Source organism: Bacillus sp. AMCV2, assembly GCF_056033925.1.
The window spans coordinates 1,470,797-1,491,155 of sequence record NZ_JBVYIB010000002.1 but is presented as its reverse complement, the minus strand read 5'-3'; the positions used below and the strand labels follow the sequence as shown (position 1 = coordinate 1,491,155).

23 protein-coding genes and 2 pseudogenes are annotated in these 20,359 nt (G+C 41.9%); 6 read left to right on the top strand and 19 right to left on the bottom strand.

The annotated features are described in order from the left end of the window. Position 1 precedes the first annotated feature (1 nt). Both AC0OMA_RS07920 and AC0OMA_RS07915 read right to left on the bottom strand, forming a co-directional pair. The gene (locus AC0OMA_RS07920; RefSeq protein ID WP_015383546.1) at positions 2 to 1,021 is read right to left on the bottom strand and encodes a molybdopterin-synthase adenylyltransferase MoeB; all 1,020 of its coding nucleotides are present in this window, start codon (positions 1,019 to 1,021) and stop codon (positions 2 to 4) included. Between the two features lie 50 nt (positions 1,022 to 1,071). Further along, positions 1,072 to 1,671 (bottom strand): molybdenum cofactor guanylyltransferase, encoded by a 600-nt coding sequence (locus AC0OMA_RS07915; protein ID WP_474222021.1) that lies wholly within the window; start codon positions 1,669 to 1,671, stop codon positions 1,072 to 1,074. A gap of 136 nt (positions 1,672 to 1,807) precedes the next feature. On the opposite strand from AC0OMA_RS07915, the gene cse15 reads away from it, so the two are divergent. Beyond that, positions 1,808 to 2,773: a spore protein Cse15 gene (gene cse15, locus AC0OMA_RS07910; RefSeq protein WP_100506091.1), complete on the top strand. Its 966-nt coding sequence runs from the start codon at positions 1,808 to 1,810 to the stop codon at positions 2,771 to 2,773. A 40-nt stretch (positions 2,774 to 2,813) separates the two neighbouring features. Here the strand turns inward: cse15 and rok are convergent, their stop codons facing one another. The 3 genes and pseudogenes from rok to ahpA form a co-directional block, all read right to left on the bottom strand. After that, a complete protein-coding gene (rok, locus tag AC0OMA_RS07905) occupies positions 2,814 to 3,389 on the bottom strand; it encodes a transcriptional regulator Rok (RefSeq protein WP_003232378.1) in 576 nt (191 codons plus the stop codon). 465 nt (positions 3,390 to 3,854) lie between these two features. Next, positions 3,855 to 4,301: a thiol-disulfide oxidoreductase YkuV gene (ykuV, locus tag AC0OMA_RS07900; protein WP_181219065.1), complete on the bottom strand. Its 447-nt coding sequence runs from the start codon at positions 4,299 to 4,301 to the stop codon at positions 3,855 to 3,857. A gap of 70 nt (positions 4,302 to 4,371) precedes the next feature. Beyond that, positions 4,372 to 4,916: pseudogene (gene ahpA, locus AC0OMA_RS07895) on the bottom strand (biofilm-specific peroxidase AhpA). Positions 4,917 to 5,152: 236 nt separating this feature from the next. On the opposite strand from ahpA, the gene mscT reads away from it, so the two are divergent. Beyond that, complete coding sequence (gene mscT, locus AC0OMA_RS07890) at positions 5,153 to 5,956, top strand: small-conductance mechanosensitive channel protein MscT (RefSeq protein WP_322839589.1); 804 nt, start codon at positions 5,153 to 5,155, stop codon at positions 5,954 to 5,956. A 36-nt stretch (positions 5,957 to 5,992) separates the two neighbouring features. On the opposite strand, the gene AC0OMA_RS07885 is transcribed toward mscT, so the two are convergent. The 13 genes and pseudogenes from AC0OMA_RS07885 to fadH all read right to left on the bottom strand — a co-directional run bounded on the left by AC0OMA_RS07885 (position 5,993) and on the right by fadH (position 15,757). Further along, positions 5,993 to 6,238, bottom strand: a complete 246-nt coding sequence (locus AC0OMA_RS07885; protein ID WP_003232382.1) for a YkuS family protein — start codon at positions 6,236 to 6,238, stop codon at positions 5,993 to 5,995. 61 nt (positions 6,239 to 6,299) lie between these two features. After that, positions 6,300 to 7,424, bottom strand: a complete 1,125-nt coding sequence (locus tag AC0OMA_RS07880) for an N-acetyldiaminopimelate deacetylase (protein WP_474222019.1) — start codon at positions 7,422 to 7,424, stop codon at positions 6,300 to 6,302. A gap of 69 nt (positions 7,425 to 7,493) precedes the next feature. After that, on the bottom strand, positions 7,494 to 8,204 hold the full coding sequence (dapD, locus tag AC0OMA_RS07875; protein WP_003218680.1) for a 2,3,4,5-tetrahydropyridine-2,6-dicarboxylate N-acetyltransferase: 711 nt from the start codon (positions 8,202 to 8,204) through the stop codon (positions 7,494 to 7,496). A gap of 104 nt (positions 8,205 to 8,308) precedes the next feature. Continuing rightward, positions 8,309 to 8,764 carry a flavodoxin gene (locus tag AC0OMA_RS07870; protein WP_474222018.1) on the bottom strand — a complete coding sequence of 152 codons (456 nt, stop codon included), beginning with the start codon at positions 8,762 to 8,764 and terminating at the stop codon, positions 8,309 to 8,311. Positions 8,765 to 8,779: 15 nt separating this feature from the next. Then, entirely contained in the window at positions 8,780 to 9,673 is an 894-nt protein-coding gene (locus tag AC0OMA_RS07865) for an exo-alpha-sialidase (RefSeq protein ID WP_181219061.1), read from the bottom strand. Next, positions 9,663 to 10,139 carry a flavodoxin gene (locus AC0OMA_RS07860; protein ID WP_181219059.1) on the bottom strand — a complete coding sequence of 159 codons (477 nt, stop codon included), beginning with the start codon at positions 10,137 to 10,139 and terminating at the stop codon, positions 9,663 to 9,665. Before AC0OMA_RS07860 ends, AC0OMA_RS07865 begins: the two co-directional genes overlap by 11 nt. 112 nt (positions 10,140 to 10,251) lie before the next feature. Then, complete coding sequence (gene ccpC / locus AC0OMA_RS07855) at positions 10,252 to 11,133, bottom strand: transcriptional regulator CcpC (RefSeq protein ID WP_003232387.1); 882 nt, start codon at positions 11,131 to 11,133, stop codon at positions 10,252 to 10,254. Positions 11,134 to 11,279: 146 nt separating this feature from the next. Further along, the gene (cbpB, locus tag AC0OMA_RS07850; RefSeq protein ID WP_003218674.1) at positions 11,280 to 11,723 is read right to left on the bottom strand and encodes a cyclic-di-AMP-binding protein CbpB; all 444 of its coding nucleotides are present in this window, start codon (positions 11,721 to 11,723) and stop codon (positions 11,280 to 11,282) included. A gap of 137 nt (positions 11,724 to 11,860) precedes the next feature. Then, entirely contained in the window at positions 11,861 to 12,058 is a 198-nt protein-coding gene (gene abbA / locus AC0OMA_RS07845) for an AbrB antirepressor AbbA (protein ID WP_010886502.1), read from the bottom strand. A gap of 133 nt (positions 12,059 to 12,191) precedes the next feature. After that, positions 12,192 to 12,710: a ribonuclease H-like YkuK family protein gene (locus AC0OMA_RS07840; RefSeq protein WP_003232389.1), complete on the bottom strand. Its 519-nt coding sequence runs from the start codon at positions 12,708 to 12,710 to the stop codon at positions 12,192 to 12,194. 110 nt (positions 12,711 to 12,820) lie between these two features. Next, positions 12,821 to 13,060, bottom strand: a complete 240-nt coding sequence (locus tag AC0OMA_RS07835; RefSeq protein ID WP_003218671.1) for a YkuJ family protein — start codon at positions 13,058 to 13,060, stop codon at positions 12,821 to 12,823. Between the two features lie 646 nt (positions 13,061 to 13,706). Continuing rightward, positions 13,707 to 14,929: pseudogene (locus AC0OMA_RS07830) on the bottom strand (EAL domain-containing protein). A gap of 63 nt (positions 14,930 to 14,992) precedes the next feature. Beyond that, on the bottom strand, positions 14,993 to 15,757 hold the full coding sequence (fadH, locus tag AC0OMA_RS07825; RefSeq protein WP_474222016.1) for a 2,4-dienoyl-CoA reductase: 765 nt from the start codon (positions 15,755 to 15,757) through the stop codon (positions 14,993 to 14,995). Between the two features lie 142 nt (positions 15,758 to 15,899). On the opposite strand from fadH, the gene AC0OMA_RS07820 reads away from it, so the two are divergent. The 4 genes from AC0OMA_RS07820 to AC0OMA_RS07805 all read left to right on the top strand — a co-directional run bounded on the left by AC0OMA_RS07820 (position 15,900) and on the right by AC0OMA_RS07805 (position 19,269). Continuing rightward, positions 15,900 to 16,760, top strand: coding sequence for a metallophosphoesterase (locus AC0OMA_RS07820; RefSeq protein WP_047182545.1), 861 nt, complete (start codon positions 15,900 to 15,902; stop codon positions 16,758 to 16,760). A gap of 56 nt (positions 16,761 to 16,816) precedes the next feature. Beyond that, positions 16,817 to 17,311: a L,D-transpeptidase family protein gene (locus tag AC0OMA_RS07815; protein WP_080467397.1), complete on the top strand. Its 495-nt coding sequence runs from the start codon at positions 16,817 to 16,819 to the stop codon at positions 17,309 to 17,311. 75 nt (positions 17,312 to 17,386) lie between these two features. Further along, on the top strand, positions 17,387 to 18,679 hold the full coding sequence (locus tag AC0OMA_RS07810) for an MFS transporter (RefSeq protein ID WP_014479656.1): 1,293 nt from the start codon (positions 17,387 to 17,389) through the stop codon (positions 18,677 to 18,679). Between the two features lie 125 nt (positions 18,680 to 18,804). After that, positions 18,805 to 19,269, top strand: coding sequence for a YkyB family protein (locus tag AC0OMA_RS07805; RefSeq protein ID WP_003232406.1), 465 nt, complete (start codon positions 18,805 to 18,807; stop codon positions 19,267 to 19,269). A 43-nt stretch (positions 19,270 to 19,312) separates the two neighbouring features. Here AC0OMA_RS07805 and cheV read toward each other — a convergent pair whose 3' ends face one another. Beyond that, positions 19,313 to 20,224: a chemotaxis protein CheV gene (gene cheV / locus AC0OMA_RS07800; protein ID WP_014476655.1), complete on the bottom strand. Its 912-nt coding sequence runs from the start codon at positions 20,222 to 20,224 to the stop codon at positions 19,313 to 19,315. Positions 20,225 to 20,359 lie beyond the last annotated feature (135 nt).

The following is a 20,359-nucleotide window of genomic DNA, read 5'->3' as shown; positions in this document are numbered from 1 at the left end:
GTTACAATCCAATCACTCTTGCCAACACGGAGTTGGCTTCTTTCACATCATTTGTTCCATGCACCAGTGCCCGTCCATCATTGAAAATGACAATTCTGAAATCCTCGTAAAAAATATGCAGCAAAAACGCATTGGCCTCGACCTTGCCGATTGTTTTCAGCCGCTTAATGAGCTCCTGTTTCGGGATTCTTTTTAATGATTCTGACCTTACCTGCACTGTATCACGGCCGCATAATACAGCAGCTTTTGGTGTGTTCCAATCCTGAAGATAAGGATATACCGCATTAGCTCCGCAAGATGGGCATTCCTCACGGCGTACATGATTAACGTTAATCTTCATATGCGAATTGTTCCAGACATCAAATGTCACAAAACCCCGCTGTATTGCTTCTATTTGGCCGGTTAACAGCTTTAATGCCTCAGCCTGCTGATATGCTGAAACGATATGCACAGCAGGCGGAATAATGCCGGCAGTATCACACGTCGCCCCGCCGACAGGAATTTGCTCAAACAAACAAGACAGACAAGGGGTTTCTCCGGGAATGACCGTCATGAACATTCCCTGGCTGCTTACACAGGCGCCATAGACCCAAGGTGTCTTTGTTTTCTGGGCAAGATCGTTTATCAGCATGCGGGTTTCAAAATTATCTGTCGCGTCGATCACGACATCTGCTTTTTCAATCAGCGGCTCAAGCGTTTCGGCTGTTCCTTCGGTAACATACGCATCAATATGTATTTCGCTGTTAATCGCTGATAGATGCTCTTTGGCAGCCATGGCTTTCGGCATGCGGAGTTTGGCATCGCTTTCTGTATAAAGCTGCTGCCTTTGAAGATTGGTCCACTCCACATAGTCACGGTCAATAATGGTAATAGTACCGACTCCCGCTCTCGAAAGCCCTTCAGCTCCTGCAGTGCCGAGCGCTCCCGCTCCGACAATCAGCACATGGCTGTCTGCCAGTCTTTTCTGACCCTCTTCCCCAATTTGCTTAAATCTGATTTGCCGTGAATAACGTTCCTCCATCAAACCTGTTCTCCTTATCTTTTATGTCATCTTATCATGTTATTGCCCCGTCAGTCCCGCTTGAGGGAATTCGATTTTTCTTCCAAACAGCTAAAATCATCACGTGTATTAATGTTGATAAACTCTGCCGGGTTTGCTCCGATATTTTCAGCCTGTACGTAACAAACCGAAATTCTGCCTAATAAATCTGATATTCTCAACCTCTTCTCAGAAAGCTGATCGTATAGAACTGGCATGATACGTTTGTGGTAAATCGCAATCAATGGCTGCACTTGTCCGTCTGAAATTGGGACTACCGCGTCCGCACCGGCAGTCATCAGACGTTTGAGCTCCAGCATCGTCCTTCTTTGTATCAGCGGTGTGTCACAGGAAAGAACAGTATAAAGATCACCGTCTGTCTTTTTAAAAGCGGTATATATACCAGCCAATGGCCCCATGCCTTGAAATGGCTCAGCATCTTGATACACTTCATTTTCACCGTTTTCTTGAAATCTATCAATAAATTCGGGACGGCTGATGATAACCGTATGTTCTCCAAGTGCCTCTTTAGCGCATTCATAAAGCATCCTGCCCTTCCATTTGACAAACGCCTTCGGTTCTCCAAATCGCCGCGAGACTCCCCCTGCCAGCAGTACGTGTACATGCTTCAAATCATCTCACCTCTAGTTTCGTTAAAAGCATAGCAAAAGCAAAGGCTCAACGCTACTGCTTGTCTGTTTATTAAAGAGGAATAGCTGTTCAGTATTTGCATATTGTAGTGTTAACATCATGAGGGAGATGGTTCGAATGAAAAGATCAGGTCCTTTTTTCCACGACGTGTCTCAGGAGAACCTTTATTTAAAATCCGAGCTTTCAAGGTGCCATAAGCTGATTTCTGAACTTGAAGCAAGCTACTTTCATCAGAAAAATAACAAACTGCTCAAAGAAAATAACGATATGAAAGAAAAACTCCAGCAGCTGTCTGCCGAATTAACACATATGTCAACAAAAGAAAAACATGCCTCCCACACCAGCCAAACCCTGCACCAAATAAGAGCTGAATTGCTTGATAAAATCGTTGTTTTGCAGGAGCTTCTATCTGCTGAAACCTATAAACGCAGAGCCGAAATCGAAGAAAAACATAAACTTCATATTGCTAAAGTCAAAATCGAAGAAGAAAATAAAAATCTTCATAAACGGATCAGCGAACTTCAAGCCTCAATTGAGCAGGAACAAAATGCACTGCTTCAGGCAAAACAGCAAGCCGAATTGATAAAAGCCGAAAATGGGCGTCTTAAAGAGCAAATGGTAGAAAAAGAATATCAGCTAAAACATATTAAAATAGAAGTTGATCATATGAAAGATCGAATCATAGAAACGAAAGAAAGACTGCTAGACATAGAAAAAACGAAAGAAAAATTATTTCACGAAACTATTATATCGTATAAACGGCAGCTTGATGAAAGCGATGCCTGGATTGCTTCTCATTTTGCTGATATTGATGGCGGCACGACACAAAAAGAAAAAACGGAAGAAGAAGCTCCAGCGGTCTACGCGCAGCCAAATCATGTAGAGACCATCCTTGAAGATGTCACCAAACAGATACATGTGCTTCAAAAACAGCTTGCCCGCGCCCAATCATCAGACCAGGCCAAGAGCCATACAATCGAAGAGCTGAAAAACAGAGCCGCTGAAGAAAAGCCTTATCAAAAGTGGGTGTATAAGCTTAATCTTGAAAAAGAAAACAAACCTTCACAGAAAAAACCTCAATAAAAAAACTGCTTGAGCGATGCCAAGCAGTTTTTCTTTATATTTATTCATTTGCTGATTCTGCAGATTCGATTTCACCCTCTAAAATGTACTGCCCGCGATATGGCTTTTTCACTTCCGGGTACATTTTAATTAAGCTTTGCATAAACGTTGTCATATTAGGGATTTCAAGACCGCTTTCTTTTTCAATCTCTTTTTGAAGCTCCGAGCTCTTAATCGCCGCGTTGTGGCGTTTTAATGTTTTAATAGCAGCTTCACGCAGCTTAGCTGCTTTTGATCCCGGTCTTGCCGTTCCTCTTCTTCTTCGTGTTGTTCCGTCTGGTATACCGGCAGGAAGAGAGGAAATAGATTGAAGCTGAGGCTGAACAGACTGCTGCTGTGATTGCGGCTGATAGCTTCTGATTTCCTGAGCCGCAAGCTCAGCGAGAACCGGCAGAGAGTCAGGTTTTTTTTCAGAACGGAAATCCTTTTTGATTTCGGAAGGGCTTCCATTTCTGTCCAGCTCTCTTAATTTTGCGTATATTTTATCACGTTCAATTTGATATTCACGAATGACTTTCACTTCAGCTTCATTTAATTGTTCTAACCGCAAGCGCAAAGCTTCTCTTTCATTAAACATTCCTCAATGTACCCCCTATCAAAATTAACATCTTTAATTAAGATATTAGATTACAAAAGTAATTTTATCAACTATTATTTTAGCATTTTACTATTATATTTACTCTATGAAAAATTCCTTATTTTCTGAAAAAGTTTTATTTTTCAAAAGAGTCCTTTATTCTCAAGGGGTCAAGGGTCTTTCTAGTTTATTTGGTATAATGTTGAAAATATATATTTTACTTACTTCTTTAAAGAAATTTAGTGTAATATCTACAATTTTCGAGTTATGAGATATGAGATTTATCTAAAATTGAGGAAAAACATCAAAAATCAGCTGTGTTTTTTAGCGTATCAATCAAACAAATCATCAATTCCTATACCCAAATTTGGAAAAATAAGCTTCTTACTCTTCTTCCATTGCTTTTTGCACAAATAAAAAACCTGATGTGATCAGGTTTTTAGGAAATACTATTTAGTCAGATACCTATTCCGTTTCAGCCAGAACGCGGTTCACACGTTTTTCAAGCATTTTCATACCGCTCCCGCCGGCTTGGAAGTGACGGAGCTGTCCTGTTTTATCAAACACATAATATGCAGGTACATATTCATTTTCAAATGCATCGGTTAAAGCATGGTCACTGTCAACAAAAATCGGCTGAGTGATATCGTGTTCAGCAGCTGTTTCTTTAATTTTACCAAGGTCAAGATCATCTTCGGAACGAGGCATATGCACAGCTACAACATTCAGTTGATCTTGATATTTATCACGAAATTCATTCACTTGCGGCATCGCTTCTTTGCACAAGTGGCAGCTGATGGACCAGAAATGAATAAGCGTCGGCTTTTCCCCAATCAAATGCCTTCTCGTCACTTCACCATTTAACCAAGCTTTTTCTCCCGTCAATTCCGGCATGGGCTGACGTAATTTCATTGCTTTTTCCCTCCTATTTAACAGAAAGGCCTAACGAATATGCTAGACCGCTTTTCGTTCTTGGAAAGAATTAAAGTGTTTTTTGGCCTGGTTTCCAGTTAGCCGGACAGAGTCCGCCAGTTTGCAGCGCCTGGAGAACACGAAGCGTTTCATCAACATCACGCCCAATGTTGTTGTGGAAAACAGTTTGATATTGAAGCTCCCCTTCAGGATTAATAATAAACAATCCGCGCAAAGCCACACCTTCTTCTTCGATTAAGACGCCATATTCCCGGGATACCTCATGGTTTGTATCAGCAGCAAGCGGGTATTTCAGCTGGCCAAGACCGTTTTCTTTGCGGTCTGTATTGATCCAAGCTAAATGAGTATGGATGGTATCAGTTGAAACTCCGATGAGACTTCTGCATCAAGATCTTCGAACTCGTCATAGCGGTCGGACATTGCTGTAATTTCTGTCGGACAAACAAAAGTGAAGTCCATTGGATAGAAGAACAGCACTGTCCATTTGTCGTTTTTCATGTTTTCCTCAAGACTTACTTTGCCGAATTCTTTGCTTGCAAGGACTGCTTCCATTTCAAAACGAGGAGCTTGTTTACCTACCATACGTTCTGCCATATGTATCCCTCCAATTTATTGTTTGGCTTAAAGGTCGAAATAGCTTGAAAATAAAGGGTGATTAACCATTTTTAGTTATATTGCAATGCCATTATATAAAAGTAGATTTCCTGAGTCAATTTTTAACAAATCATGCATGTCTTTGGCTTCGACATTTTTGAATAAAACGTTTAACATGGTCATGTACAGGGTAACTAGCCTCAATGTGCAGCAATCAATTAGAAAAGGAGCTCAACATGGACTTTATTAAACAATATGATTGGGCGGGACTGATTACAAATGCCGGTGTTCTGCTCATTAAACTCGCCATTATGATATTGCTCTATTTTATCGTTCGATCATTAGGCATGAAAATCATTAAACATCTGTTTGCAAAATTCGAGGAGCAGAATAGCTTGTCTATCGGACGTGCACATACGCTCCGAAGCCTGACTCTTAACATATTTGCTTATACTTTGATTTTTATATTCTTCGTCATGGTTCTAGATTTGTTTCATTATGATCCAAGCGCTCTTTTAGCGGGGGCAGGAATCGTCGGCCTGGCTGTCGGATTTGGCGCCCAAGGGCTTGTCAGTGACATCGTGACAGGTTTTTTTATTTTGCTTGAGAAACAATTGGATGTCGGAGACTATATTACCGTTTCCACCTTTGACGGAATTGTCGAGCAGGTTGGCTTAAGAACAACTCAAATCCGCAGCTTTGACGGAACATTGCATTACATCCCCAACAGAAACATCACAAACGTGAGTAATCATTCTCGTGGTACCATGCAGGCTCTTGTTGATATTAAAGTGCCGGCTGAAAGAAACATTGATGAAATGATTCATATTTTACAGCAGGTTTGTGATGAAACGGCAGCGGCTCTTCCACAAATAAAAGAATGCCCAAATGTCATCGGGATTCAAGAACTGGGGACTTCCGAAATTGTAATCAGGGTCATTGCCAAAACAGAAAATATGGAACAGTGGCGAGTCGAACGAGTGTTGAGAAAAGAAATAAAGAACGCGTTCGACCGCGCTTTCCCTAAAGAAACAGAATAAATAAAAGAACCGAAGCTTTTTGCTTCGGTTTTTATATTACTGAATTCTGCTTTCAACTTCGCTGCAAATTTCTTCAGCCGTCATCCCGGAAGCTGTAATGACAGGTGCTTGTGTTACCGTATCGGCTATCCCTTGCACATTATTATCAAGACCTGTTACGACACAGCAGTCACAGCCTTGAGCATCAGCAGGGCTTTTCATCATTACAACGTCATATCCTTTTTCTTTTAAAGCAGCTTCTACATCTGATAACGATTGTTCAATTCCAATTTTTTTAGCCATTTTTGAACACCTCCGTTTACTAGAGTGCTCATTTTATGGAATTTTATTCTTTCATTTGTACTTAATTGGCATAAACAGAAAAATAACCTGTCATGACATTAACCGCTGTTTCTATCGCATTTTCATCGGGATTCAGCTTAGCATGATGAAGCCCATGTTCAGAATCAGCGCCGAGCCAGAACATGAAGCCGGGATATTTTTTCAGCATGTAGCCAAAATCCTCTCCAGTCATAGCTTCTTTTGCTTCAATTACTGTTGCCAGTTGATGTTCAGCAACAAAAGACATAAATTCTTCTGTTAATCCGCTCGTATTGTAAACTTGGTGATAAACAGACGGATATGTCACTTTTCCTTTGCAGCGAAATCCGATTTCGATTCCTTTCACCACATCTTCAATCCGTTCCTTTACCTGTTTCATCGATTCTTCAGAAAGCGTGCGGATCGTGCCTTCCAGGTGGGCCGTTTCCGCAATGATATTTTGTGCCGAGCCTCCGGTAATGGTACCAACTGTAATAACAGCACTGTCTAGCGGATCTGTGTTTCTAGAGATAATCGTTTGCAGCTGGGTGACAAGTGTACTTGCCGCTACAACCATATCCTCCGCCAAATGCGGATATGCCGCATGTCCCCCTCTGCCTTCCAGATCGATGACTAGCTCTGATGTATTCGCAAATAGAAGGCCGCTTTTTGTCGCAATGGTGCCTACCGGAAGCTCTGGAGCAATATGAAGCGCAGTGATGAAATCAGGCTGCCATTTTTTTAATACATCGCTCTCAAGCATTGGTTCCGCACCGCCAGGCCCTTCCTCTGCCGGCTGAAACAGAAAAAGCAAATCATGTTTGACTGGGTGGTGAACAAAATGATCAATAATGCCGAGTGCAATCGTCATATGCAAATCGTGGCCGCAGGCGTGCATGTTGCCGTGATGCTCTGATGCGAATGGAAGACCAGTTTGCTCTTCTATAGAAAGCGCGTCGATATCCGCTCTGTACGCCAGCATTTTTTTCAGCGCCGTCCCGTTCACTTTTACAAAAAGCCCTGTTCGCCATTTCTCAATTTCAATTCTGTCTTGGGGATATTGTTCCAAGACATGTAATAAATACTGCTGGGTTTTGAACTCCTGAAATCCAAGCTCCGGTATACGATGCAGATCTCTGCGAATTGCGATGAGCTCCTCTTTCTTCATTTCTATTCCTCCTGCCTATACGAATAAGGCGTGGATACATTATCCACGCCTTTTTTATCAAACTTTTCCTTACAGCTGGCGTAATTCCTGCTTGATTTCAGTTTTGCCTTTTGTTTTTTCATCAATGTCTTTGATTTTTTTAGCTGGTGTGCCTGCAACGACAGTGTATGGCTCAACGTCATTTACCACGATCGCTCCCGCAGCAACAACAGCTCCTTTACCTACTGTTACACCTTCAAGCACAACAGCATTTGCGCCGATTACGACGTCGTCTTCAATCACAACCGGTTTAGCGGATGGCGGCTCAATAACGCCCGCAAGTACAGAACCCGCGCCGATATGGCAGTTTTTTCCAACAGTAGCTCGTCCGCCAAGCACAACGTTCATATCAATCATTGTGCCTTCGCCGATGACTGAACCGATATTAATAGAAGCACCCATCATGATAACTGCGTTATCACCGATTTCAACTTGGTCGCGGATGATCGCGCCCGGCTCAATCCGCGCTTTGATGTTTTTAAGATCAAGCATTGGGATCGCAGAATTGCGGCGGTCATTTTCAACCACATAGTCTTCGATTTTGCTTTGGTTTTCTTCGATTGCTGTTTGGATTTCGCTCCACTCACCGAAAACGACACCAGTGTTTCCGTTGATAAAAGCTTTCGCAGATTCGCCGAAATTGATTCCTTCCAGCTCACCTTTCACGTAAACCTTTACAGGTGTAGATTTTGTACTATTTTGAATAAATGAAATAATTTCATTTGCGTCCATCATTTTCATATGTATAGTCCTCCTCCTGATTTTCTACCTCATTACTGTATCAAAGGAAAGATACAAAGACAAGAAAAAAAGGAACAGCCGTTTTAGCAGTTCCCAGTGAGTGATCAGACAGCGCACCCGCTTTTCTTTGCGAATTGTCTCCCGAAGTTTATTAATTCTTCCTCTTCTTCACCTTCTGGATTATTTTCGATTTTTACCGAAGGCAGCACAATGTCTCCACCGCGTTCTTTTATTTTTGCCTCTAGCGTATCAACCGCTCCGCTGAAAAATTCATATGCTGTATCACCGGAACCGAATACAGCGCATGTTTTGCCGGAAAAATCAATCTCCTCCATGTCTTCAGCCAGATCTAAAAATTCATCAGGCAGATCTCCGTCTCCCCACGTATAGGTTCCCATTATGATATGGTCATAATCGGTAAACAGCTGGGCATCATCAATATCCATTGCTTCGAAACGGTCTACTTCTGCTTCCGCCTCCTGAAGCCCCTTTTCAATCAAATCTGCCATTGCTTCAGTATTGCCTGACATTGTTGCATAAACGAGCAAAATCTTCGCCAATTCCTTGTTCCTCCTCTAATGAATCATTGCTGAAACCTCGTACGGCTGGACAAATTTACATTCATACAAGCCTGCGCAAAAGAAATTCTCTTTCTGATTGGCCACTCTCCATCCATGCCCCTTAATGGTATCGAACCATTTTAACGACCGGGCTTCGAGATCAGCCTGGTAAATTCTCGAAAAACCATTTTCATCTTGTGTTGTAGTGACATATATAATGCCATCATCCTCTGAAAGATCAAGAAATGATTCTTCTATTCTGATCATGCTGGATTGAATGATGAATTCTTCACCATTCAAAAGATTCCGTACAGTGACAGCACCGTGCTTTCCTTTCACAGAACCCATCGCCGCCACCAGCCAATCTTCATTGAACACGAGCATGGATGCCGTCATCCGGTTTTTTTCTTTTTTGACAACTTGGACATTGTCACGCTTAATGTCGTAAGCCCAAATGCCGCCAAAATATTCGTGTATTTGCGTGCCGATAAAAAGATTGCCCCCGTGAAGGCATAGCGACCGGATAACAGGGGGATTATGAAATTCGGCAAAAGGTTTGGCTACGCGCCATGAGACACCAAAATCATCCGATACATAAATACAATGCTTACCGTGGGCGCAGACAAACCCGTTGTTTCTGCCGGTAATCGCCCACACTGTTGCATTTGTCGGAAAGCTCGACATCGTCCAGGTTTTCCCTTCATCAGCCGAACGAATGACTGTTCCCTTTTCACCGACGCCAAATAAGTAAGGCCCTATGTAGCTGATACAGTGTATCTTACTTTTCAAACGAAAAAGCTTTCTCCAGCCCCGCTCCAAAGAATAATGAAAAATGCCTTCTCTTTGTACCGCCACAAAATATCCAGAAAACGCCGATGCCGTAACAGCAGTTGCTCCTTTATGAAACATGGCTTTTTTCCTTGTTCATATAATCTGCCCATGCAAGAAAACCTCTCGCAAACGCTCGGCAGCTTTCCACATCTTCATCTGTTTCAGGCGCTAATTCAATTTTTAGTGTTTCCTGGTAAACAGCAGCTCCCGCCTCTTGCAGCATGGCATTGAACAAATTCACCGCTTCGCAAAACTGTGGATAAGAATAATCGCCAGACCCGAAGCAGGCTGTTTTTAAACCATTAAGCTGAAGCTGTTTGACCTCTTCGAAAAAATCCTCCGCTTCGTAGGGCAAATCGCCGTCCCCCCACGTATAGGTGCCAATCAGTACATAATCATAGGAGGTTAAACAAGACGCATCCACATCATCTATCTCGACACAATCGATATCCAACTCATATTCCTGAAGCGTATCTTTTATTATGAAGGCAATGTCTTCTGTATTTCCTGACATGCTGGCATATGTAATCAAGGCTTTAGCCATGTTATCACCCCATTAATTGATAATGATTTTCAATATCATATGTATCACTTTAAATGATAATGATTTTCATTGTCAACAGATAAATAAAAAAAAAGACAGCACCTCGCTGTCTTTAAAATGGATTTTCCTGATCCAGCATATCCTTTATCACTTGTACAAAAGCTTGAACTTGTTTCAGTTCAAAGGCAGGCTCATAGCCTAATAACCATGTATCCCGACCGATCGGATGCCCTTTCATGTCTAAAAGAGGCATTTTATTCACTTTATCTTCATTTTGAAGGGTAACAGACGGCAAAATAGCATAACCGATTCCGTGCAGCGCCATCTGTTTGCACGTTTCAATCTGATCAACCAATATCGTCTGTTTCGGCGACGTTTTAAATTTTTGATGCCACCAGTGCTGAATTTCCTGAAAATAAGTGCTATCACTTTTAAACTGGATAAACGGCCGTTCTGTATGGGCAATATCTTCGATGCAGGAAATTTCAGTATCCACTAAATACAGATGATCTGTCATTAAGTAATCTTTGCGCCCCTTCCACTCAGGGTTGCCTCTTATAATGCCGATATGAACCTGATCCTCATACAAGCTTTTCAGCATTTCGCTGCTCCACCCGGTTATGAGCGAGATCTTTGCATTCGGATACTTTTCCACATACGTCTTCAGGACTTTAGGGAGCCAATGCTGACCGATTATGGAGGCGACGGCAAGCTTCAACGTGCCGTGAATTTCACCTTCAAGCTCGTCAATATTTTCTCTTATTCTTTCCTGCTCTAATGTCACATCATTCGCAAACTGAATGATTTTCTCACCGGCGGGCGTTACCGTTAATCCTTTTTGGGATCTTAAAAAGATTTTTGTTCCCCACGCCTTTTCAATGGTTTGTAAGCGCTGAGATAAAGCCGGCTGAGATACAAAAAGCCGTTCTGCCGCCTTTCTCATATTTAATTCCTCAGCTAAAACTACGAGCATATGAAGCTCTTGAAGCTGCATGTCGTCCTCCTTTTTGTTATCAATAAGTTTTTCTTATCTCCCATTCTAATAAAATCTTAGTTTCTTATTCAAGCCCTATTCTCGTTTAAATTATGTATGCGCTTTCTTTTTCACTCTGCCTATATAATAAAAATAGGCTGTACAGCCTACTTATTCAATGAGCGTATATGCTTATTCAATTCCTTTAAAACGACTCTTCTCGTAAAAATCCCTTCAAAAACCTGCTCGTCATTTTCAACACAGACAAATCCGTTATTAATGACCATGCCGAATCCCTTCATAATCGGATCATTGATATGCAGGCGCGGAATGTCAGTCAGCATGACTTCCTCAACAGTGATTTGGTCAAGCTTTTCAAACTCAATTCGCTCAAGCCCAAAAATACTGTTCATGATCATATTTGTCCCGATTAAGCCATGTAAACGATAGGAAGGATCCAGAACCGGGATGGCTGTGTATCCGGTTTTTGTCAATACTAATAATGCATGCTCAAGGTTATTTCCGACTTGCACGTGCGCTACTTTGTCTGCCTCAATCATAAATTGTCCGACTGTTGCCTCAAGAAGTTGATCTGATTGTAAGCTTATCATGTTTTCGACCCCTTTTCATTTTCATCATCAATACATTCCCTATATTGCAATAATATAAACTTTATCAGTATTTGTCGAAAAGTTTCCTTTCAATAAAAAAGATACTCTTTGTGGAGTATCAATTATAGGGTGTCCCATTAATTTTCAAATCGAAATCGGTCGTATAGCGTTACAAGTTTTTTGTAGGTGGTTCCGTCAACGTTTTTGGTCCCTGTCTCTATATCGTTGATCTCACTGCTTAATAGCTCGATGGCATACTCATGGTTGATCAGGATATTCAGCAGAAGTTTTTGTTCTTCTTCTGTAAATCGTTCACCGATAAGACTCATTCGCAATCAGGCCCCCTGTTTTATACTGAATACCTCTGAAAGCAAGACAACTTACTTTCAGCTCTACCGCTAGAATAAGTAATCAGATAACAAACGTCAACCGCATAATTCGACATTTACCTTGGCTTTTCCAGCCAAATTATTTTGTGAAACGATTTGCATAGCTGAAGGCAGTGTATGAATCCGGCTTTATTTTGGCCTCAATCCCCATGGAGGTAATACGTCCAGTCATTTCTTGGATCAGATCTTTTGTAAGCCCTTTTTTCCCAATATCCAAGTGAACTTCAAAGGTAAGATCCGCCCCCTCACCGGTAAAGGGCAGGAGCAGATCGGTAATATCCATTAAGTGTCCATCAAGAATATGAGCGGCCGTTTCTTGGCTGTACGCCGTTTCTAACGAAATCTTCTCCCGAAGGCTATGTATGGGTCTGTCGACTGTATGATTTTTCAAGCAGCCCCAAGCTCCCTTGCCTGTACGATGCAAATGCAATGCGGTAATAAACTTTGTGTAATCGCGGTAAACCTGTGAATCGGTTCCGATCGATAACACATAAGAAGAACGGGGGTCCTTTTGAACAAAGGCTTTAAGCCGTTCCATCACATCTTGAAAGGTCATCTGTGCTTCTGAAAGATTATAAAACAGAAAAGAATCAGCCATCACGACACTCCTTTTCAAGGATTTACAACCATGAAACAAGTATGTTCCTTACCGTTTATTTCGATTACTTTTGCAAAGGCGGAAGCTTGTTCCCCCCTATTTCAGGAATCTTACTGAAGAAGTTCAAAGATTTCGATGGAAACCATGTCGATATTATCAAACGGATATGTGTTAGGTTTTTCACCTTTTTGGAAAACCGTCAGTTCAAACGTTTGATTTTTTTCGAAATATTTAACACTGCATATTTTCTCACCATTCACTTCGAAATAGCGTTGCATTGGCTCGTTAGCCGCTTCCGCTGTTTCTTGCAGACTTTGCAGCCGTGTGATGATACCCATTAATTGTGACATTCTAAAAAAAGACTCCTTTCAAAAAGCAACTTCAAATCAACAAGTATTTATTATAATACAAGTTCTATTGAGCATCATACCATAAAGTCGGACAGGATGGCATTTTCACTGCTGAATTTAAGCAAAGAAAAAAAGTGAAAAAAACTATTTTTCTTTAGTTTGAGGCTTTTTTTGAATGTCATGCACACAATTATAATTTTTTTCGAATCTTTGCAGCATTAAGAATGCCTTTTTGCAACTTTGTCAAAACCTTCTTTTGAATTTTCTGGTGAAGTCCCGCGTGGCCATAATCAATGGGAGTCATGCTGGATAGAGTAAACACGGACCTGAAATAAATAATCATTTCAGAACGAATTTTCCTCCTCACCCGTGCAGCAGTGTCAGGGGTGTTCGGCACTGAATGTTTCTCCCCGTGTTAAACGTTTACCACTAGTTAGGTTTATTGTTTCATTGGATTGTCCTATGCTTTGACAAATAAAAAACTTGGCGGGGGTAGCGCCAAGTTTTTTCGGATCTTGATCTGATAGAGGGGTTGGGGAACAGAGAGTAGCTTCTCTCTATAATTAAATGATAATGATTCTCAGTATCAATGTCAATTGTTTTTTGATATTTTTTTCAATTCATAAAAAAAACGGCCTCTCAGCCGTTAAATCAATCCATCCTGCTCATATAAATATGAATAAGGCAAGTCTATAAATAAATACACCTGATCCTCCATCGGATACGAAAACGTTCTAATCATTTCACCTGTTTCCAAATCACTATACAGATCACTGAAAAAACCTTTTCTGAGATTTCTCATTCTCATAATGTTCTCCAGAAAATAAGGCGCCAGCTCCAGTTTTTCTCCGCATATTCCGGCTGATAAATCCATTCTCCATCTTGCTTAAACACATTTCCCGTCAGCTGATCGCCTTCTTCATCACACATGTAAATCCTGAAGCTGCAATCTGTCAGCTCTTCCGCCAGCTTTTTAATAAAGTCATCATCAGAAGACAGATTGTTTTTTCTCAAAGAGGTCACAGCCTGATGCACTCGTTTGTAAAACTGTTCGGAGTGCTCATAGACTGTTTCCAGTTTCTTTTTCTCATGTGTGATAAATTGGTGAAATTCAGTTTTAAGTCTTTGTTTCAATACATCTCTCTCTAGAAACGTTTCAGATGGAGACACCAAGTAATAGCCCTGAAAATAGCGGCCTCCGTTTCTCCAAGCGTACTGAAGCTGGAAGTTCGCCTCAATGTCTTCATACAGCAGCGCCGCACCGATTTTTCTCGCTAATAAAGAGATGCTGTACAGCACATGCTCATATGACGGTGACGGCTGTGACACTTTCAGCGCCTGCAAATCGATTTTTAACAGATCTGGTGAGAGCAGCGCGATTCTGTCCAAGTTGCTGCTTTCTTTTCCGATGTTGTCAACTGCGATTTTAATTCCGTATGTACGATAGTATGCAAGCATATGGTAGAGCTGCTCAATATCCCCTTCAAAATTGTGCTCTGTAATTTCAAGCACAAAACGGTGGAGTTCGATTCCCTTCGCTTCATATTCTTTCAGAAGCTCCAGAAAGCTTTCACCATGATCCAGCATCAGCAGATTGGCATCCTGATTCATAAAAATCAGCAGATCAGAATCCGCCTCTAAAAAGCGGTCAAGAGCCTGGCGGATAATTCTGTTATCAACCTCTAATTTATATTCTTCGGGTATCCCTGCATCTAAAAAGAAGGGCCCGAGACTTTGGATTTCTGAATCTGCCAAAATTCGTCCAAGCACCTCATATCCGACGACCTTCTGTTCCTCGGCACTGAAAATCGCCTGGTAATATGGAAGGACATCATCAATGTTCGTTAAAATATCAAGTGGATCCAACATGTTATCACCTGCTTCTCTATCTTTGTCTGATTATACCACATTGAATCCAAAGATTAATATTCTTTAAAACGGATAAGGATTCAGCCATTGTCCCCCGTCCATTGTGATACAATCCCCGTTTATATAGGATGCTTCATCAGAAAGCAAAAACGCTGCCAAAGCGGCGATTTCCTCCGGTGTGCCCAATCGGCCGAGCGGCACACTGTTCATCGTGCGGGCCATCGCTTTTTCCGATTCAAATAGCTTCTCCGCACCGCCTGTTCGTTCAATCGGTCCGGGGGCTATCGCGTTTGTGCGGATGCCGTACTTGCTCCCCCACTCAACGGCCAGCGTTCTTGTCAGTGACAATACCCCTGCTTTGGCTGCAGCGGAATGAACGACCCCCGCTCCCGCTCCCCAAGCGTACGTGGCTGCCATATTTAAAATGACACCCTGCTGCTTCTGGTCAATCCAGTGCCTTGCCGCTGCTTGGTTGCAAAAAAATGTGCCGTTTAAAACAATCTCAATAACGGCTTTCCATCCATTGGGCGTCAGCTTTTCTGCCGGACAAATAAAGTTTCCGGCCGCGTTGTTAATCAGCGCGTCAAGCCGGCCAAAGGCTTTTATCGCTTCTTTAATCATGTCTGAAGCGGCGGAATCGGAACGGACATCCATTTGAAAACAAGCGACCTGTCCCTCAAAGGTCTGAATTTCTTTTTTTGTTTCCTCAAGTGCTTCATGGTTTCTCCCTGTCACCATAACGTGCCACCCTAATTCAGCCTGTTTTTTTGCCATCGCTTTTCCCATGCCGCTTGACCCGCCGGTAATGATAACCGCCTTTTTTTCCATGTTTCTCCCTCCTATTGTGAATGAGTATTCATTCAATAATATTCTATCATTATATCCCTGCCTCTGTCAGCACATGCTCATATGAGATTTTTATCAGATACAGATGATATAATAGAAAAACTCTATTAAAGGTTGGTTTGAAATGAAAAAGATGTCCAGAAGACAATTTCTAAAAGGAATGTTCGGCGCTCTTGCTGCCGGGGCTTTAACGGCCGGCGGGGGATATGGCTATGCCAGATATCTCGAGCCGCATATGATCGAGACAACCGAACACACAATAAAAAGCTCTCTCATTCCGCACGGATTTGACGGTTTTAAAATCGTGCAGTTCAGTGATACACACTTGAGTGATTACTTTACTCTCGAAGATTTAAAAACTGTCATTTTTACAATTAATGAATCTAAACCTGATCTCATTGTTTTTACAGGTGATATCATCGATAATCCTGATACGTACCAGCACCACCAGGCAGTCATTCCATTATTGAGAAAGCTTAATGCTCCCTTCGGCAAGCTTTGTATTTACGGCAATCATGATCACGGAGGCTATGGAACTGCCGTTTACAAAAGCCTGATGACGGCCGGCGGTTTCACGGTATATCGCAATGGCTATCAAACATTGTCACTCGCAGATGGCAGCAAAATCGAGATTGCTTCGCTTGATGACTTAATGCTGGGAAACCCAGATTATGAAGGCACCCTTTCAAGGCTGAGCGACAGACTTTTTTCCATTCTTCTCGTCCATGAACCTGATGCGGCCTTGAAAACAACAGATTATCCCGTGAACCTTCAGCTTTCCGGCCATACACACGGCGGCCAGATTCAGCTGCCTTTTTACGGACCGATTATTACGCCTCCATATGGAAAAGTCTACACAGAGGGAATGTATCAAACGGGCAGCACTCATATTTACGTAAACCGAGGCCTCGGGATGACCAGGCTGCCTTTGCGGTTTCTGGCCAAGCCTGAAATCACTGTCTTCACCTTAAAAAGCACAAATTAATGTAGCAGGATGGGCTCCTCATCAATACTTATAAGTAAAAAAGGAGGATGAGGAAACTGCTTACGTACCAGGTGAAGCAAGGTGATACACTGAACAGCATCGCGGCTGATTTCAGAATCAGCACGGCTGCATTACTCCAGGCTAATCCGTCACTGCAGGCAAGGCTCACCGCGGGACAGTCCATAGTCATCCCCGGACTGCCGGACCCTTATACAATTCCGTATCATATCGCAGTCTCAATCGGAGCGAAGACCCTTACGCTGTTCCTAAATAATCGGGTAATGAAAACCTATCCCATCGCCGTTGGTAAAATACTAACGCAAACGCCTACTGGCGAGTTTTACATTATTAACCGCCAGCGCAATCCCGGGGGCCCATTTGGCGCTTATTGGCTGAGCCTTTCAAAGCAGCACTACGGAATACATGGGACGAATAATCCCGCTTCGATTGGTAAGGCTGTTTCTAAAGGCTGCATTCGCATGCATAACAAGGACGTGATCGAACTTGCTTCAATTGTGCCAAACGGAACAAGAGTCACGATTAACCGGTAATGTTTTCTTATTTGTTTCAAAAACAGGCGGTTTATAATATGATAAAGTGGGACCTTTAGGGTAAGGAGCGTTTTTATGGATATATTTAAAAATCGTAATTTTGTTCGTCTATTTTTCGCAGCACTCGCTTCTCAAATGGGCACGACAGTAGGCAACATGGCCTTTGCTTTTTTTTTGCTGGACCGATTCAGCAGCCAGCCTTCATATACGACCTTGGCGGAGCTGATGTATTCTCTTCCGACCATATTTGTATTTCTGATCGTGGGAGTCGTCGCGGACCGGTTTGACAGAAAAAAGGTGGCAGAAAATTGTGATTGGATCAGAGCAGGCCTGACTGTCGTCCTTTTTTTCACTTTATTTACCGGCAATATTCCTCTTGTTTTTTGTATCTTATTTATCAGAAGCGCTGTAACAAAGTTTTTCTTTCCGGCAGAAAACAGTTTGGTACAAGCCATTCTGCCGAAGGAGCATTATGCGAAAGCCGCAGGGCTTAATCAGATGCTTTTTAGCATTTTTATGGTGTTTGGAGTCGGTATAGGCGCGTTTATGTACAACACCATCGGTATTGAAGGCGCCATTATTCTTGATTTTGTCAGCTTTATCATTTCCGGGCTGCTGATCCGCAGCTGCCGGATTCCAAAAGAAGCCCGACAGCCAAACGGTGCATTCAGCTGGAGAAAGACTTCTGTTAAGGATTCAATAAATGACTTTAGAGAAGGCATCCTCTATATTTTAAAAAACAAATTGCTGGCATCTCTTATTTTCGGCTTCTTCATTTTTGGATTTGTCAACGGAGGATTCGCCGTATTGCCGATGTTTACAATGAAATATGGATTGGCTCCTGACCGATATGAGTGGCATACGTCTGTATTTACGATCGCACTCGGGTTTGGGCTTCTGGCAGGAAGCGTAATCGGCACGATCATCTCTAAAAAAGTGAAGCCGCACTTTTTAATGTCGATACCGATTTTCATTGCAGGTTTGCTGATCTTCGTCCTCGGCTACACCAATATTTTATGGGTATATTACGCGGCAGCTTTTGCACTGGGAATGTGCATCGGACCGATCAACATTGCAATCGGAGGGTGGATGCCCAAAATTGTTCATCCAAAACTGATGGGACGTGTAAGCGGCATGCAGGACCCTTTTATGATGTTTGCACAGTCTTTGACACTTGGCTTAGTCGCACTGTTATTCCCTAAGTTTGTTTCAAACATTGATTATCTTTATTACGGCATGGGTGTTATTATCCTGCTCGTTTTTATTTTTTATTTTATTGCACTGCCAAAATACAGTGCTCAGGCTGTGGAAGTGAATGTTCAGGAAGCATTTCAAGAACAGCCGAAAAAGAAGGCAAGATCTGTATAATGCAGGTTAAAAATGCGCTTTTTTTCTTAGAAAAAAGCGCATTTTTACATTCAATATTTGCATTTCAACTTTAAAAAAGTATAATCTAAACATATAGAAATTGATAAGAGCAAAGGAGAGAAATAATGGACGACCATGCATATACGAAAGATCTGCAGCCAACCGTAGAAAATCTTTCAAAAGCAGTTTACACTGTGAACCGCCATGCAAAAACCGCCCCCAACCCTAAATACCTATATCTGCTGAAAAAACGGGCTTTGCAAAAGCTTGTCAAAGAAGGTAAAGGAAAGAAAATAGGGCTTCATTTTTCAAAAAATCCAAGGTTCAGCCAACAGCAATCGGACGTGCTTATCTCAATCGGAGACTACTATTTTCACATGCCTCCAACTAAAGAAGACTTCGAACATCTTCCGCATTTAGGTACACTTAATCAATCGTACCGAAATCCTAAAGCTCAAATGTCTTTAACAAAAGCGAAACACCTATTGCAAGAATATGTCGGCATGAAAGAAAAGCCGCTAGTGCCAAATCGCCAGCAGCCAGCTTACCATAAACCGGTCTTTAAAAAACTTGGCGAGAGTTACTTTTAAAATAAAAACAGCCGTGCCTCTTTCTGGCAACGGCTGTTTTTATTTATTCGATAACATACGTATCCACTTTTTTAATCAAATCACTGATCTCAGGCTTGCTGATTTGCTCATCTGCCCCTACAACTTCACCGCGGTGACGCAGATCATCCGTAATTAACGATGAGAAAATCATAACCGGCACATCTGAGCTTTTCGGATTTTCCTTCAACAGCTTTGTGAGCCTGTGTCCGTCCATTTTTGGCATTTCAATATCAGTGATGATCATATCAATCTGTTCTGATAAATCAGTTTCGTTTTCAGCAAGGTTCATAATGTATTCATATGCCTCTTTTCCATTTTCAAACGAAGCGATATTGTTGTACCCTGCTTCTTTTAATTCATCCTGCAAGAGGCGCATCAAAAGCGGTGAGTCCTCTACAATGATTAGCTTTTTATCAGTTCTTCTTTCATCGAAGCCCTCGGTATGCATATTATACGTGTCAACACCTGAATCTGATTCAATGTCATAAATAATTTTTTCATAGTCAGGCAAAAAGATCATCAGGTCTTCAAGCTTAATAATCCCGGTAAGGTGCCGCTCCATTCCTTGATTTAACGATGTCGGCTTTTCAATCGCTTCCCAGGATACTCTGTGAATTTGAGACACAGAGCCGACATGAAAAACAATTTTCCGTTTATTAAATTCAGTCACGATATATTTCTCATCTTTTGATCCTTCAGGCTCTACTCCAAAAAATGAGAAGAGACTGATCACAGGGAGGATTTCTCCTCTGAGTTTAATCATTCCTTCTACATGCTGATGGGAGTGAGGCACTGATGTCACCTCGACAGGCTGAATAATTTCTCTTACCTTCATGACGTTAATTCCGAAAGCATTTTCACCCACACCAAACTTCACAATTTCTAATTCATTTGTACCAGAATCCAATAAAATCTCGTATTGTTGTAACGACAATTCAATCCCTCGCTATTCGCATTCAGTATTGTACTGTATATATCGGCGTAATTTGTAAAAAGTGAATGGCAGCTCCTCAAAATCAAATTCCGAAGGCAGCAAACTGAGTTCCTCAAAAAAGAAACTTTTTTCCTA

What these genes read in the sequence shown, in the direction of transcription:
- AC0OMA_RS07920 (WP_015383546.1), bottom strand. Translation starts at nt 1,021, where the DNA reads ATGGAGGAACGTTATTCACGGCAAATCAGATTTAAGCAAATTGGGGAA.
- cse15 (WP_100506091.1), top strand. Translation starts at nt 1,808, where the DNA reads ATGAAAAGATCAGGTCCTTTTTTCCACGACGTGTCTCAGGAGAACCTT.
- rok (WP_003232378.1), bottom strand. Translation starts at nt 3,389, where the DNA reads ATGTTTAATGAAAGAGAAGCTTTGCGCTTGCGGTTAGAACAATTAAAT.
- ykuV (WP_181219065.1), bottom strand. Translation starts at nt 4,301, where the DNA reads ATGAAATTACGTCAGCCCATGCCGGAATTGACGGGAGAAAAAGCTTGG.
- mscT (WP_322839589.1), top strand. Translation starts at nt 5,153, where the DNA reads ATGGACTTTATTAAACAATATGATTGGGCGGGACTGATTACAAATGCC.
- AC0OMA_RS07885 (WP_003232382.1), bottom strand. Translation starts at nt 6,238, where the DNA reads ATGGCTAAAAAAATTGGAATTGAACAATCGTTATCAGATGTAGAAGCT.
- AC0OMA_RS07880 (WP_474222019.1), bottom strand. Translation starts at nt 7,424, where the DNA reads ATGAAGAAAGAGGAGCTCATCGCAATTCGCAGAGATCTGCATCGTATA.
- dapD (WP_003218680.1), bottom strand. Translation starts at nt 8,204, where the DNA reads ATGAAAATGATGGACGCAAATGAAATTATTTCATTTATTCAAAATAGT.
- AC0OMA_RS07865 (WP_181219061.1), bottom strand. Translation starts at nt 9,673, where the DNA reads ATGTTTCATAAAGGAGCAACTGCTGTTACGGCATCGGCGTTTTCTGGA.
- AC0OMA_RS07860 (WP_181219059.1), bottom strand. Translation starts at nt 10,139, where the DNA reads ATGGCTAAAGCCTTGATTACATATGCCAGCATGTCAGGAAATACAGAA.
- ccpC (WP_003232387.1), bottom strand. Translation starts at nt 11,133, where the DNA reads ATGCAGCTTCAAGAGCTTCATATGCTCGTAGTTTTAGCTGAGGAATTA.
- cbpB (WP_003218674.1), bottom strand. Translation starts at nt 11,723, where the DNA reads ATGATAAGCTTACAATCAGATCAACTTCTTGAGGCAACAGTCGGACAA.
- AC0OMA_RS07840 (WP_003232389.1), bottom strand. Translation starts at nt 12,710, where the DNA reads ATGGCTGATTCTTTTCTGTTTTATAATCTTTCAGAAGCACAGATGACC.
- AC0OMA_RS07835 (WP_003218671.1), bottom strand. Translation starts at nt 13,060, where the DNA reads ATGTCACAATTAATGGGTATCATCACACGGCTGCAAAGTCTGCAAGAA.
- fadH (WP_474222016.1), bottom strand. Translation starts at nt 15,757, where the DNA reads ATGGAAAAAAAGGCGGTTATCATTACCGGCGGGTCAAGCGGCATGGGA.
- AC0OMA_RS07820 (WP_047182545.1), top strand. Translation starts at nt 15,900, where the DNA reads ATGAAAAAGATGTCCAGAAGACAATTTCTAAAAGGAATGTTCGGCGCT.
- AC0OMA_RS07810 (WP_014479656.1), top strand. Translation starts at nt 17,387, where the DNA reads ATGGATATATTTAAAAATCGTAATTTTGTTCGTCTATTTTTCGCAGCA.
- AC0OMA_RS07805 (WP_003232406.1), top strand. Translation starts at nt 18,805, where the DNA reads ATGGACGACCATGCATATACGAAAGATCTGCAGCCAACCGTAGAAAAT.